Annotated in this window: 10 protein-coding genes; 6 read left to right on the top strand and 4 right to left on the bottom strand. The window is 63.6% G+C overall.

Annotation, left to right across the window (positions count from 1 at the left end; genetic code table 11):
* Positions 1-27: 27 nt before the first annotated feature.
* Positions 28-531: a CreA family protein gene (locus tag JQ575_RS36830; protein WP_249167151.1), complete on the bottom strand. Its 504-nt coding sequence runs from the start codon at positions 529-531 to the stop codon at positions 28-30.
* A 313-nt stretch (positions 532-844) separates the two neighbouring features.
* On the opposite strand from JQ575_RS36830, the gene JQ575_RS36825 reads away from it, so the two are divergent.
* From JQ575_RS36825 to JQ575_RS36810, 4 genes are all read left to right on the top strand, one after another.
* On the top strand, positions 845-2593 hold the full coding sequence (locus JQ575_RS36825) for a L,D-transpeptidase family protein (RefSeq protein WP_212038102.1): 1749 nt from the start codon (positions 845-847) through the stop codon (positions 2591-2593).
* A gap of 84 nt (positions 2594-2677) precedes the next feature.
* Positions 2678-3256 carry a glutathione peroxidase gene (locus JQ575_RS36820; protein WP_212038101.1) on the top strand — a complete coding sequence of 193 codons (579 nt, stop codon included), beginning with the start codon at positions 2678-2680 and terminating at the stop codon, positions 3254-3256.
* Positions 3257-3466: 210 nt separating this feature from the next.
* Complete coding sequence (locus JQ575_RS36815) at positions 3467-4438, top strand: polysaccharide deacetylase family protein (RefSeq protein ID WP_212038100.1); 972 nt, start codon at positions 3467-3469, stop codon at positions 4436-4438.
* Between the two features lie 25 nt (positions 4439-4463).
* Complete coding sequence (locus tag JQ575_RS36810) at positions 4464-5018, top strand: dihydrofolate reductase (protein ID WP_212038099.1); 555 nt, start codon at positions 4464-4466, stop codon at positions 5016-5018.
* Positions 5019-5030: 12 nt separating this feature from the next.
* Here JQ575_RS36810 and JQ575_RS36805 read toward each other — a convergent pair whose 3' ends face one another.
* Positions 5031-5480 (bottom strand): DoxX family protein, encoded by a 450-nt coding sequence (locus tag JQ575_RS36805; RefSeq protein ID WP_192733371.1) that lies wholly within the window; start codon positions 5478-5480, stop codon positions 5031-5033.
* Positions 5481-5605: 125 nt separating this feature from the next.
* Positions 5606-7915 (bottom strand): NADP-dependent malic enzyme, encoded by a 2310-nt coding sequence (locus JQ575_RS36800; RefSeq protein WP_212038098.1) that lies wholly within the window; start codon positions 7913-7915, stop codon positions 5606-5608.
* A gap of 262 nt (positions 7916-8177) precedes the next feature.
* Between JQ575_RS36800 and JQ575_RS36795 the strand changes: the two genes are divergently transcribed.
* Complete coding sequence (locus JQ575_RS36795; RefSeq protein WP_212038097.1) at positions 8178-10157, top strand: hypothetical protein; 1980 nt, start codon at positions 8178-8180, stop codon at positions 10155-10157.
* Positions 10158-10164: 7 nt separating this feature from the next.
* Here the strand turns inward: JQ575_RS36795 and aspS are convergent, their stop codons facing one another.
* Positions 10165-11940: an aspartate--tRNA ligase gene (gene aspS / locus JQ575_RS36790; protein WP_212038096.1), complete on the bottom strand. Its 1776-nt coding sequence runs from the start codon at positions 11938-11940 to the stop codon at positions 10165-10167.
* A gap of 219 nt (positions 11941-12159) precedes the next feature.
* Between aspS and JQ575_RS36785 the strand changes: the two genes are divergently transcribed.
* Complete coding sequence (locus tag JQ575_RS36785) at positions 12160-13635, top strand: YdiU family protein (RefSeq protein WP_212038138.1); 1476 nt, start codon at positions 12160-12162, stop codon at positions 13633-13635.
* Positions 13636-13984: the final 349 nt, after the last annotated feature.

The raw sequence follows: 13984 nt of genomic DNA, 5'->3' as shown, positions 1-13984 counted from the left end.
CCCGGGACGGCCGTCTCGCCCGGACCATTATTGGACGAACTCGCCACATTTCTGCACCGCGGCGTCGGCGGCTCCCCAAGGCATGACCGGCACAGAGGATGTCGAGTTCTTGGGTGACCCCTCGATCAGCCGGTCCGAATACACCATGTAAACGAGCACGTTCCGCTTCGGGTCGCAGCCGCGGACAATCTGCATTTTCTTGAAGAACAGCGAACGGCGCTGGCGAAACATGTCGTCGCCCTGGGACATCTTGCCCTTGAACCGGATCGGCCCGATCTGGCGGCAGGCCAGTGAAATATCTGAAACTTCCTCGGCAAGCCCGAGCCAGCCCTTGTAGCCGCCCTTCTCCGGTACCGTAAAATGGCAGGCCACGCCGTCGACCTCGGGGTCGTCGACGCCGTAGGTCGCAAGCTTGTCATTTGGGCTCAGCCATTTGAACACGGTGGAGCGGCGAAAAATCAGGTCCGGCTCGTCGGCGGCAAAGGCCGGGCCGGCCTGCCCCACCACCGCGGCCAACACCGCCAACGACATGCTCAAGGCCAGACTTCTCCATGACTTGTCACACTTACCGATGGCCTTGAATGTCATTTCTATCTCCGCTGAAGGACCCACCGGTTATGTAATGTGCAAATGCTGCACAGGAAGGCTGGGGAACGGTGCGCAGGAGCTCGCGTTTAACGGAATGTGAGGCTTTTTTGCTACGCTTGCGGCGAAAAGCGCGGGTTTAGAGGGCTTAAGCTGGTGAACGCTTTTCGCGTCTGCAACAACAAATGATCATCGGAACATTGGATTCGACGATCTGGACTCAGGGAATTTGGGCGTGAGCGGGCATCGGCTTTTTGGGTTGAATAGTACGAGCGTAAGCAGTGCGAACCAGCGATTTTGGCAAATAGCTGTTCTGGTTGCCGCAGGCACCATCGCCGCCTCCTCCCACGCCGACGCCGCCCTGTATTACTGGCAGGATTCCGACCCCAGCTTCTACCGGCCGGCACCATCAGCCCAGCCGCGCAAGCAGCGCGCTCGCAAGCCCCCGAAGGCCATGGTGGCCGCCGAAAAGGAAATCAGCGCCAAGCCGCAAGGCCCCCTGATCATCGCGATCTCGATCAACCAGCAAAAGGTCAGGGTCTACGACGCCAACGGAATCTTCGCGGAAAGCCCGGTGTCGACGGGCACGAAGAGCCATCCGACGCCGATGGGTGTGTTCAGCATCATCCAGAAGCACAAGATGCACCACTCCAACATCTACAGCGGCGCACCGATGCCGTTTATGCAGCGCATCACCTGGTCGGGTGTCGCGATGCATGCCGGCGCCCTGCCCGGCTATCCGGCGTCGCACGGCTGCATCCGTTTGCCGATGGCCTTTGCCGCGAAGATGTGGAACTGGACCAAGATGGGCGCCCGGGTCATCGTCACGCCCGGCGAGATGACGCCTTCGAGTTTCTCGCACCCGCTGTTGGTGGCGCAGAAGGTCGTACCGCAACCTGTGGCCGCCGACGAGCCGATGTCGGACGCGCCGGCGGTTAAATCCGACAAGGGCGCGGATGCTGGATCGGCAATCAAGCCCGCGCAGTCCGAAGCGAGCCTGGAATTGCGATCGACCGTCGGTCACGGCAGCCCCGATCGGACACCGTTGCGCGAACGAACCCACACTGCGGATGCCAGCGGAGCCATGCCGGCGACCAATGCCGCGGCCACGATGTCCGATGCGTCACCCTCGGCGAGCAGGCTGCCGGCGTCGGGAGATGCTGCGGCCGAAGTGACATCCGCTGAGTCCAAACCGTCGGAAGCTGCAACGGCCGAGGTCAAATCGATTGAGACCGGCGACGACATGAAGGCCGCCGAGGCGAGAGTCGAAACCAAACCCGAAGACGCCAAGCCCGAGGTGGCCAAATCCGAAACGGCCGAGGTTGAGGCCAAATCGGCCGACGTGAAACCGGACGAGGTGAGAACCGGGACGCTCAAGGCGGACGCGCCCAAAGTCGAAGCACCTAAAGCTGAAGCGCCGAAGGCCGCCGAAAAACCGGCTGAGCCCGTCAAAGCGATCGCCGATACGCCTGCCGTTGCGCCCGATGCGAAAAAGGATCCGTCGCGCCTGCCAGGCGTCGAGAAGGCCGCGGCGAAGCCGGAACCGAAGCGCACCGGGCAGATCGCGGTGTTCGTCAGCCGCAAGGATGGCAAACTTTACGTACGGCAGAATTTCACGCCGCTGTTCGATGTGCCCGTGACGATCGCGCCGAGCGAGCGGATGTTGGGCACACATGTGTTCACGGCGGAAGTCGACAAGAAGGATCCCAATCTCCTGCGCTGGTCGGTGGTGTCACTGCCGGTGAGCGCCCGCAACGCAGCCCTCAACGAAGAGGACGAGCGCGCCGCGCGCCGGCGCAAGGTCGCCGGCGGAGCCCCGGCCGAGGCCAAGCCGGTACCGGCGCCGAACAGCCCGGCCGAAGCACTGGACCGCATCACCGTGCCACCGGAAGCAATGGCGCGTATCGCCGAGGCCCTGACGACGGGCGGCTCGATCGTGGTGTCCGATCACGGCATCAACACCGGCGAAACCGGCGAAGGCACCGACTTCATCGTTCCGCTGCGCTAGCTCGCGCCATAACAGCTTGTTGAGCGGCGCCGATTCATCGGCTCTGTTATGCTTTGCGCCGATGAATCTCGCGCGAGGCCGGCCATGATCGACCGCAGAACCATGATGACGGCAACGCTGGCCGCCATTGCGGGCATCGGCTCGGTCCGGATCGCCAACGCGCAGGCCGGCATGAGCCGGATCACTGCCTACGCGTTTTCGTTTGGCGGATTGGCCGGCGGAGATATCAGGCTTTCGGAATATGCCGGCCGTCCCCTCCTGATCGTCAACACCGCCTCGCTTTGTGGCTTCACGCCGCAATATAAGGGGCTGCAGGAATTGTGGACGCAGTTCAGCGACCGCGGCCTGATGATCGTCGGCGTTCCCTCCAACGATTTCGGCGGTCAGGAACCAGGTGGCGCGACCGAAATCGCAGCGACCGCACAGCACCATTACGGCGTGACCTTCCCGATATCGGCCAAGGCCATCGTCAAAGGGCCGAATGCGCATCCGTTCTACAAATGGGCAGCCGAAGCACGGCCAAAGGATGTTCCGCGGTGGAACTTCCACAAATATCTAATCGGCCGCGACGGCTATATCGCCGAAGTCTTCCCGGAATCCGTCGACCCCTCGGATACGCGGGTGAAGACCGCGATTGCGCGGTCGCTCGCACAAGGTGTTTGAACGAAGCGGCTAACGGGTCGCTTGCGGGCAATACGTGGAAACAGCGGGAATAATCCCCTGAATTAACCGGTTCGGCGACAAATCGGCTGCCCTGTGTGACAGCCGTTGCCTTGGCGAGGCCGCTGCAACTAGGCTATTGTGCGTTGGGGCGGGAAGCGGCCGGACGACGGCAAAGCCATACCGGACGCGGGATCATTTAAGGAAAACAAGATGCGTATTGCGGCAGGGTTGATCTTTGCAGGCGCGGTTTCGTTGTTGACCTCGAGCGCGACCTGGTCGCAAACGCCGCCAGCCAAGGGTGCGGCTGCGCCCCCGGCCGCCGCTCCAGCGCCCGCTGCCGCGGCGCCTCAGGCAGCACCTGCCCCGAAAGCCGCGGCCGCTCCGACCCGGCCTCCTTGCACCAACCCGAACGCACTCGGCGTCGGCCGCACCGTCGAGATCGACACGACGGGCGGTCCCGGCTTCGGCTTCGAACATTTCAAGGATCTGGACTTTCTGCGCGACAAGGAAGTCGTGCTGACATTCGACGACGGCCCGTGGCCGGTCAACACGCCATCGGTATTGAAGACGCTCGCCGAAGAATGCACCACGGGCATCTTCTTCCCGATCGGCAAGCATGCCACCTACTATCCGGAAATTCTCAAGCAGGTCTATGCAGCCGGCCACGCGGTCGGTTCGCACACCTGGTCGCACGCCGCCCTGGTCAACAAGAAGCTAAGCGAGGATCAGCGCAAGGAAGAGATTGAGAAAGGTTTTAGCGCCGTCAAGTGGGCATTGGGCGGCACCTCGCCGGCGCCGTTCTTCCGCTTCCCGGCGCTGCAGCACCCGCCGGAAATCGTCACCTATCTCGGCACGCGCAACATCGCGATTTTCTCCTGCGATCTCGACTCCTTTGATTTCAAGGCAAGCAAGCCGGAGAAAATCATCGAGACGGTGATGCGCAAGGTCGACAAGCTCGGCAAGGGCATCATCCTGATGCACGACTTCCAGAAGCACACCGCGGAAGCCCTGCCCGAGCTCCTGAAGAAGCTGAAGGCTGGCGGCTACAAGGTGGTCGCGATGCGCGCCAAGGCGCCGATACAGACCCTCCCGCAGTTCGATGAGAGTCTGCTGAAGGAAGCCAAGCTGCCGACCGTAAGCTCGCGCCCGGTTTCCAGCGTCGTGCAGACGATCTCGGAATAATCGGCTTCGACTCGGCGACAAGTCCATGCCGGCGCTGCGCATCGAAGGCTACGTTATCGTCTCGGCGGACGGCATGCTGGCGAACGCCAGCAATGTCATGCCTGACGAATTGCGGTTCGAGGGCGACAAGCAGTTCTTCACGGCCGCCCTCGACCGCGCCGACCTGATCCTGCACGGCCGCAATTCCTTCGAGGACCAGCCGAACTCGCCGCGGCGCAAGCGCCTCATCCTGACGCGAAAGGTTCGCGCGATTGCGCCCGATCCGTCCAATCCCAACGCCACGCTGTGGAATCCGGCGGGCGCCTCCTTTGAGGCCGCCTGCGAGCAGACCGGAATACGCGCCGGCACGGTCGCCGTGATCGGCGGCCCCTACGTGTTCGGCATGTTCATGGACCGCTACGACGTGTTCTGGCTGTCACAGGCCCCGCACGTGCGGCTGCCGGACGGCGAGCCCTGCTTCCCCGGGGTGCCCGCGCGCTCGCCGCAGCAGGAGTTGGCGTCGCACGGATTGCGCGCCGGGCAACCGCAAATGCTCGACCCGGCGGCTGACGTCACCGTCACGCCGTGGCGACGGGCGTAGCGCGCGTCCGCTCTAGACGTCGTAGGCAGGTTCCGACGATCGCGGCCCGCGGCCGTAGCCCGCGATCATGAACAGGGCGCCGACGATCGAGAGATTCTTCAACGCATCGATCAGCGTCTTGGCGTTCTCGGGTGAGGCTTGATTCCAGAAATCGTGGAAATAGAAGGTGGCTGTCAGCACGAAGAAGATCAAAAGGATCGCAAAGAACCGTGCGCCGAAATTAACCGCGATCATCAGCCCGGCGATGATCTCGAACCCGCCAATCGAAAGTGCCAGCAATTGCGGCATCGGCATGCCCGTCATGGTTTCGAGCTGCGAGGTATAGGGCGCGATCAGCGTGGGAATGGTCACCTTGGACGCGATGAAATCCGCCGTCTGCTGGATGCCGAAGAGCTTGGTCGCTCCCGTGTAGATGAAGAGCACGGCGAACAAAACTCGCCCGAAAGTAAAGAACGCTGGCATGGGTCGGCCTCACTGGATGGCAATGCAATGGCACAAGCGGTCGCGCAAGGCGATTATGAGCGTTTCGCCTCTGCTTTTCAAACGGTCAAATCGAAACCATCCGCGTTAGAACCTGTCGATATCAACTAGCCGAACAGGGTCGGTTGCGAACGGCCTGCGCGCTCCTGGGCCTCGACGGCGGCAACCGCCGTCATGTTGAGAATGCCGCGCGCGGTCACCCCCGGGGTAAGGATATGCGCCGGACGCGCCGGGCCGATCAGGATCGGGCCTACCGGCAATGCATCCGCCAGCGTCTTGATCATCTGGTAGGCGACATTGGCGGTATCGAGGTTCGGCATGATCAGGATGTTGGCATCGCCTTCCAGCTTCGAATGCGGCAGCACGAGCTTGCGCGCAGCCGCCGATAGCGCGGTATCGCCCTGCATTTCGCCGTCGGCCTCGATCTCCGGATGCTTTTCCTTCAATAGCGCGGTGGCGAGACGCATCTTGCGCGAGCTGTCGGTATCATAGTTGCCGAAGTCGGAATGTGACACGAAGGCAACGCGCGGCTTCATGTTGAAGCGCTGGACATGGATCGCCGCCAGCGACGCCACCTCGGCCAATTCCTCGGCGCTCGGATTGGGCCTGACCTGCGTGTCGGCGATGAAGTAAGAGCCCTTGCTGGTGATCATCATCGACAATGCTGCAAAATCGCTGACGCCCGGCAGGAAGCCGACGATTTCCCGGACATGGCGCAGATGGCTCATATAGCGGCCCTCGACGCCGCAGATCATGGCGTCGGCCTCGCCGCGAACCACCGCCAGTGCTGCGATCACGGTGGCGTTGGTGCGAACCACGGTGCGCGCGGCCTCGGGCGTGACACCGCGCCTTCCGGCGACGTCGATATAGGTCTGGACGTAGGAGCGGTAGCGCGGATCGTCCTCGGGATTGACGAGGTCGAAATCCTGTCCGGCCTTGATCGAAAGCCCGAACCGCTTGATCCGGGCTTCGACCACTGAAGGCCGCCCGACCAGGATCGGCCGCGCCAGTTTCTCCTCGAGCACCACCTGGGTGGCGCGAAGCACGCGTTCGTCCTCGCCCTCGGCGTAGATCACGCGCACCGGCTGGGATTTCGCCTTGGCGAATACCGGCTTCATGACGAGGCCGGAGCGGAACGCAAAGCGTTCCAGCAACGTGGTGTATTCGTCGAAATTCTTGATCGGCCGCGTCGCCACGCCGGAATCCATCGCCGCCTTGGCGACAGCCGGCGCGATGCGCAGGATCAGGCGGGGGTCGAACGGGCTCGGGATCAGCGAGCCCGGTCCAAAGCCCTGGGTTTCGCTGCTGTCAAAGCCCTGCGCCACCGCGTCCGACGGCGGATCACGCGCGAGCTGCGCGATTGCCCCCACCGCGGCATGCTTCATTTCCTCGTTGATCCCGGTGGCGCCGACATCGAGCGCGCCGCGGAAGATGAACGGGAAACACAGGACGTTGTTGACCTGGTTCGGGAAGTCGCTTCGCCCGGTGCAGATCATCGCGTCGGGGCGCGCTTTTCGCGCCTCGTCCGGCATGATTTCCGGATTCGGATTGGCCAGCGCCATGACCAGCGGCTGATCCGCCATCGCCTTGACCATTTCCGGTTTCAGCACGTTGGGCGCGGATAGCCCCAGGAAGATATCGGCGCCGCCGATCACGTCGGCGAGCACGCGCGCGCTGGTCTTCTGCGCATAGACCGCCTTCCAGCGGTCCATCAGCGTGTTGCGGCCCTCGTGCACGACGCCGTCGATATCGCAGACCCAGATGTTCTTGTGTTGCGCGCCGAGCGACACCAGGAGATTGAGGCAGGCGATCGCGGCTGCACCTGCGCCGGAGCAGACGATCTTGACGTCGGCGAGCTTCTTGCCGTTTAGCAGCAGCGCATTGGTGATCGCCGCAGCGACGATGATGGCGGTGCCGTGCTGGTCGTCGTGAAACACCGGGATCTTCATGCGCGCCTTGAGCTGCGCCTCGATCTCAAAGCACTCCGGCCCCTTGATGTCTTCCAGATTGATGCCGCCGAAGGTCGGCTCCAGCGCCGCCACCGTCTCGACCACGCGCTCGATGGTATCGGCGGCAATCTCGATGTCGAAGACGTCGATCCCGGCGAATTTCTTGAACAGGACCGCCTTGCCTTCCATGACCGGCTTCGACGCCAGCGGGCCGATATTGCCGAGGCCGAGCACGGCCGTCCCGTTGGAGACCACGGCGACCAGGTTGGCGCGGGCGGTCAGGGTCGCCGCTTCAGCCGGATTGTTGGCGATTTCGGTACAGGCGGCCGCAACGCCCGGCGAATAGGCCAATGCCAGGTCGCGCTGGTTGGCGAGCGGCTTGGTGGCCTGGATTTCGAGCTTACCGGGCCGCGGCAGCCGATGGTACGCCAGTGCTGCGGAATGGAGATCTTCAGAATAAGACGACATGCATACTCCCGCGTTCCCGGTCCCGATCTTTTGTTTCTTCGCCACGTTCGGACGAGGTCAGTTTTGCCGGCAGATTGAGCCGGATGTGAAGCACGCGCAACCGCTTGGATGCAACAGCTGATGGCGCCCCCATCAACAGGGCCTGACGGCTGGCGGATCGACGCAAACGGCCGAACCCGTTACCATGGCCCTTCCCGTCCCCGGTCATTCGACCGACAACGGCAAATTGCCCTCCTCCCAACCGGCAACCGGAGCTGCCCGAATGGTAAAGGTTCTGAGCGGCCTGGTTGCCGCAATCGTGATCGCGGTGGGAGGGTTCTTCGGCTTTCAGTTCTATACCCAGCATCGGATAGCCAGCGAGCTCGACGCCGCGCTTGAACAGATTCGCGCGGCAGGCGGCAAGGCGAGCCGCGGCAAGGTGTCGTTCGACCTCTTGAGCCGCACAGTCACGATCGTCGACCTTTCCGCGCAATCGGCGGCGCACCCCCCGGCCAGCGTCAAGATCGGCAGCCTCACGGCTTCCGGCGTCAGCCAGCCGGACGCGGCGCGCTTTTCCGCCGAGAACATCGAGATCGCCGATGCCGAGATCGGCGCGACGATGGGCACCATGAGCCTCAGCTACAAGCTGTCGCGCATCACCGTGAAGGACTATTCCGGCCCGGCTAGCCTGCAGCAGCCGCCGGCTTCGTCGTCCTTTGTCGATGTTTACCGATCTGTACTCGAGCAGTTCACAGGCGTCACCGCGACATCGATCACCGCCCCGAGCCTCACCGCAACGATGAACCAGGGCGTTGCGACACCGGGCGGCGGCGAGGTTGCTTATACCGGCCTTGCGATCCAGGGCATCAAGGACGGCAAGATCGCCAGCACCAAGATCGACGCTGTGATCTTCACCGCCAACACCCAGCCACCCACCGGCAAGCCGGACAAGCTCACCGGCAATCTCGCAAATGTCGCGGGCTTCGATATCGATATCAACGCGGTGGCCGCTATCTTCGATCCGCAGAAGGCTGGCGACGACCAGTATTACCGCGTCTACCGCCAGATCACGGCCGGTCCCTATGTCATCACCTCCGGCCAAGGCCCAGTCATGCGGATCGACAGCATTATCGCCGATGACGTGGGCTTGCGGCCGTCGCGGATCCAATTGCAGGATCTGCTGGCGCTGATACCGCCGCCTGGCGCTGCTCCTCCGACACCCGCGCAGACCCGCGCGCTGATCGAGAAGGTTGCCAAGGTGTATGAGGGCATCCGGATCGGAAATGCCGAGATGCGGGGCTCGTCGGTGGAGATGCCGGACGGCCAGTTGAAGTTCGCAGCGATGCGCTTCAATCTCGATAGCGGCAAGGTCAACGAATTCGCGATCGAAGGTGTCGATGGCCGCACGCCACAAGGTCCCTTCAAGCTCGGTCGCTTCGCGCTCAAATCGCTCGATGTCGCCAACCTGATGCGGATGTCGGCGCTGTTCTCCAACCCGTCGCAACAGCCACCGCCCGACCAGGCCCTCGGAATGCTGGCGCTGATCGAGGGTGTCGAACTCAAGGCGCTCGCGGCACCCTTCAAGGACACCGGCCGTCCGGTCAACATCGACGCCTTCAATCTCGATTGGGGCAATTTCATCGGGCCGATCCCGAGCAAGTTGCGGCTGGCCCTCAAGATGGCAGCGCCGCTGGATGCGCGCGATCCCGGCCAGAAGGTGCTGGTCACGGCCGGCCTCGACAAGGCGGCCATCGATTTTGATCTCGGCGCGGCCTGGACGGAGGCGTCACGCGCATTCGCCCTCGAACCGGTGACGCTCGACATCGGCGGCATCGCCAAGGCGTCGCTGCGGGTGGCGCTCGCCAACGTGCCGCGCGGGGTATTCTCCCCCAATGCGGTGCAGGCAGCTACCATGGCAGGGCAGATCGAGGCCGGCACGATCGACCTCACGCTGCGTGATACCGGCGGCATCGACCTTGCGGTCGCGCAATATGCCCGCCTTCAGAACGTCAGCCGCGAGGCGGCGCGGAGCGCCATCGTCGAGGGCATCAGATCCGGCAGCGAACAAGCCGCGGCCACCAATCCCGATGCCGTCGCCGCGGTGGAAGCGGTCGCTCGCTTTGTCGAGAGCCCGGGCCAGACGCTCAACATCAAGCTGACCCCTCTCGGCAAGGTGCCGGCGATGCAGCTCATGCAGCTGTTGAAGACCGACCCGATGGTTGCGCTGGCGCAATTCCGGATCGAGGCTTCGACGGGGCTCTAACCCTAGGCTAGCCCTTTTCCGGCAGATTGAGCCGGATGTGCAGTTCGCGCAGCTGCTTGATCGCGACATCGGACGGCGCGCCCATCAGCAGGTCGACGGCCTGCTGGTTCATCGGGAACAGCGAGATTTCGCGCAGGTTCGTGGTGCCGCAGAGCAGCATGACAATGCGATCGACGCCGGCCGCCATGCCGCCATGCGGCGGCGCGCCGTACTGGAACGCGCGGTACATGCCGCCGAACCGCTCGACGACGTCCTTCTCGCCATAGCCGGCGATCTCGAACGCCTTCACCATCGCCTCGGGCTTGTGGTTGCGGATGCCGCCGGAGGCGATCTCGTAGCCGTTGCAGACGATGTCGTACTGGAACGCCTTGATGGTCAGCGGGTCCTGCCCGTTAAGCGCATCGAGACCGCCTTGCGGCATCGAGAACGGGTTGTGCGAGAAGTCGACCTTTTTCTCAGTCTCGTCATACTCGTACATCGGGAAGTCGACGATCCAGGCGAGCTCGAACCGGTCCTTGTCGATCAGGTTCAACTCCTCGCCGACCTTCGTGCGCGCCAGGCCCGAGAACTTCCAGAACTTGTCGGGGTCGCCGGCAACGAAGAATGCGGCGTCGCCTTCCTTCAGCCCGAGTTGGCCGCGGATTGCCGCCGTCCGTTCCGGTCCGATGTTGTTGGCGAGCGGTCCCGCGCCCTCACCGCCCTCGCGCCACATGATGTAGCCGAGGCCGGGCTGGCCTTCGCCCTGCGCCCAGGAGTTCATGCGGTCGCAGAACGCGCGTGACCCGCCGCCGGGTCCGGGGATCGCCCAGACCTGGTTCTTCGGGTCTTCCAGCATCCGCGCGAACACCTTGAAGCCGGAGCCGCGGAAATGCTCTGACACGTCCTGCATCTCGAGCGGGTTGCGCAGGTCCGGTTTGTCGCTGCCGTATTTCTTCAAGGCTTCGGCGAACGGAATTTTGCGCCAGCCTTTTGTCACCGGCTTGCCCTTGGCGAACTCCTCGAACACGCCGGTAATCACCGGCTCCATCGACGCGAACACGTCTTCCTGCTCGACGAAGCTCATCTCGACGTCGAGCTGGTAGAATTCGCCCGGCAGGCGGTCGGCGCGCGGGTCCTCGTCGCGGAAACACGGCGCGATCTGGAAGTAGCGGTCGAAGCCCGACATCATCAGGAGCTGCTTGTACTGCTGCGGCGCCTGCGGCAGCGCGTAGAATTTTCCGGGATGAATCCGCGATGGCACCAGGAAGTCGCGCGCGCCTTCCGGCGAGGACGCCGTCAGGATCGGGGTCTGGAACTCGAAGAAGCCCTGCTCCTTCATCCGCTTGCGCATGGAATCGACGATCGCGCCGCGAGTCATGATGTTCTGGTGCAGTTTCTCGCGACGCAGGTCGAGGAAACGGTACTTAAGCCTTATGTCTTCGGGATATTCTTGCTCGCCAGCGACCGGAAGCGGCAGCTCGCCGGCAGGCCCCAGCACTTCGACCGCGCTGACATAGATCTCAATCTTGCCGGTCGGCAGTTCGGCATTGACGGTCCCTTCGGGACGATGGCGCACCTTGCCGTCGATCCGCACCACCCACTCCGAGCGGAACTTTTCCACTTCCGCAAACGCCGGCGAGTCCTTGTCGGCCACGCACTGGGTGATGCCGTAATGGTCGCGCAGGTCGATGAACAGCACACCGCCATGGTCGCGGATGACGTGGCACCAGCCCGAGAGGCGAACGGTTTCGCCGATGTGGCTGTCGCGGAGCGCGCCGCATGTATGTGACCGGTAGCGATGCATGGAAATCCCAAAAACTGATATCGGAGGGGTCAAATCGAGGGCCAAGAATCCAGAACAAGAATCGGGGAACATGGCCTGCCCGAACTGCGGGAGGGTTTACCCGACGAGGCCGGGTGCGGCAACCAGCGGCGGGCCCCGTTTTGGCCCAAAAAGCGGCATTTCGAACCTATCGGACGTGAGCCCTTTGCCTATCCCCCGGGCGCGCCTATCTTTGTGGCCATGACCGTCCATTTCCCGTTCCAGAACACCTATACGGCGCTGCCGGCGAACTTTTTCGCCCGGGTGGCACCAACCCCCGTAGCCGCCCCCCGGCTGATCAAGCTGAACCGGGCGCTCGCCGTCCATCTCGGCCTCGATCCGGAGGTGCTCTCCAGCCCTGAGGGTGCCGAGATCCTGGCCGGCAAACGCGTCCCCGACGGCGCCGATCCGATCGCGATGGCCTATGCCGGCCACCAGTTCGGGCATTTCGTCCCGCAGCTCGGCGACGGAAGAGCCATCCTGCTCGGCGAAGTCATCGACGCCGACGGCATCAGGCGCGACATCCAGCTCAAGGGGAGCGGCCCGACGCCGTTCTCCCGCCGGGGCGACGGTCGCGCCGCGCTCGGGCCGGTGCTGCGCGAATACATCGTCAGCGAGGCCATGTTCGCACTCGGTATTCCCACGACGCGCTCGCTCGCGGCCGTCATCACCGGCGAGCGCGTGCAGCGCGAGACCATGCTGCCCGGCGCGGTGCTGACCCGCGTGGCCGCGAGCCATATCCGGGTCGGCACCTTCCAGTTCTTCGCCGCGCGGGGCGACACCGACGGCGTGCGCCAGCTCGCCGACCACGCGATTGCGCGCCACTATCCGGAGGCCGCCAAGGCTGAGCGCCCCTATCACGCGCTGCTGGAAGGTGTGGTGGCGCGGCAGGCCGATCTCGTGGCGCGCTGGCTTCTGGTCGGATTCATTCATGGCGTCATGAACACCGACAATTCCTCGATCTCGGGCGAGACCATCGATTACGGCCCGTGCGCGTTCATGGACCATTACGACCCCGCGCAGGTGTTTTCGTCGATCGACGAGATGGGCCGCTACGCCTACGCCAACCAGCCGCAGATCGCGCTGTGGAATTTGACGCGGCTGGCCGAATGCCTGCTGCCGCTGTTTTCCGACGACAAGGACAAGGCGATCGAACAGGCGCAATTCATCCTCGGCGAATACGCCGAGCAATTCACCACCGCCTATCAGGCCGGACTGCGCGCCAAGATCGGCCTGTTCAGTCAGCGTGACGGCGACGAGGCGCTGGTGCAGGATCTGCTCGACGCCATGGCCAGGAACCAGGCCGACTTCACCCTCACCTTCCGCCGCCTCGCCGATGTCGCGCTGGACACGAACGACGACAGCGCCAGAGCCCAGTTCCTCGATCCCGCGGCGTTCGACGAATGGGCGGCGCGCTGGCGGAAACGTATTTCCGACGAACCGCAATCGGCGGCCGAGCGACACGCCGCGATGCGCAAGGTCAATCCCGCCTTCATCCCGCGCAATCACCGCGTCGAAGCGGTGATCCAGGCCGCGATGAACAATGACGATTACGCGCCGTTCGAGGAATTGCTGAGCGTGCTGGCAAAGCCGTTCGAGGACCAGCGTGAGTTTGCTGAATACGCCAATCCGCCATTGCCGGAACAGCGCGTGCTGCAGACGTTCTGCGGGACGTGAAACTTGTCGTCCCTGCGAACGCAGGGACCCATACCGCGTGATGGTCATTGTTTTGGAAGGCATCTAACGTCAGCGTTCATACCGATGGGCCGCGGCGTATGGGTCCCGGATCGCGCTTCGCTTGTCCGGGACGACAAGGATATGAGTTTGCATTCTCGCGACGCACTGCGCCCGAGTTTTGCCAGAAGTTCCTTGCCCCCGAAATGAGGGCGCAGGGAAGACCGGGTGCGCGCTGCACCCGCGGTCTCGTGTGCGGTTTGCACAAAACAAAGTGCACACGAGCATACAGGGCAGCGGAGAACACCCGGCCTTCCCTGCGCAATGGCTTTACGGCTTATGCCGTGATCTC

The organism is Bradyrhizobium sp. JYMT SZCCT0428 (assembly GCF_018131075.1).
Classification (GTDB): domain Bacteria; phylum Pseudomonadota; class Alphaproteobacteria; order Rhizobiales; family Xanthobacteraceae; genus Bradyrhizobium.
The sequence above is the reverse complement of the archived record's forward strand: the minus strand, read 5'-3'. Positions and strand labels throughout refer to the sequence as shown.

Excerpts from the sequence above, each read along its gene's own strand:
- JQ575_RS36800 (WP_212038098.1), bottom strand. The coding sequence starts at position 7,915 with ATGTCGTCTTATTCTGAAGATCTCCATTCCGCAGCACTGGCGTACCAT.
- aspS (WP_212038096.1), bottom strand. The coding sequence starts at position 11,940 with ATGCATCGCTACCGGTCACATACATGCGGCGCGCTCCGCGACAGCCAC.
- JQ575_RS36820 (WP_212038101.1), top strand. The coding sequence starts at position 2,678 with ATGATCGACCGCAGAACCATGATGACGGCAACGCTGGCCGCCATTGCG.
- JQ575_RS36830 (WP_249167151.1), bottom strand. The coding sequence starts at position 531 with ATGTCGTTGGCGGTGTTGGCCGCGGTGGTGGGGCAGGCCGGCCCGGCC.
- JQ575_RS36810 (WP_212038099.1), top strand. The coding sequence starts at position 4,464 with ATGCCGGCGCTGCGCATCGAAGGCTACGTTATCGTCTCGGCGGACGGC.
- JQ575_RS36805 (WP_192733371.1), bottom strand. The coding sequence starts at position 5,480 with ATGCCAGCGTTCTTTACTTTCGGGCGAGTTTTGTTCGCCGTGCTCTTC.
- JQ575_RS36815 (WP_212038100.1), top strand. The coding sequence starts at position 3,467 with ATGCGTATTGCGGCAGGGTTGATCTTTGCAGGCGCGGTTTCGTTGTTG.
- JQ575_RS36795 (WP_212038097.1), top strand. The coding sequence starts at position 8,178 with ATGGTAAAGGTTCTGAGCGGCCTGGTTGCCGCAATCGTGATCGCGGTG.
- JQ575_RS36785 (WP_212038138.1), top strand. The coding sequence starts at position 12,160 with ATGACCGTCCATTTCCCGTTCCAGAACACCTATACGGCGCTGCCGGCG.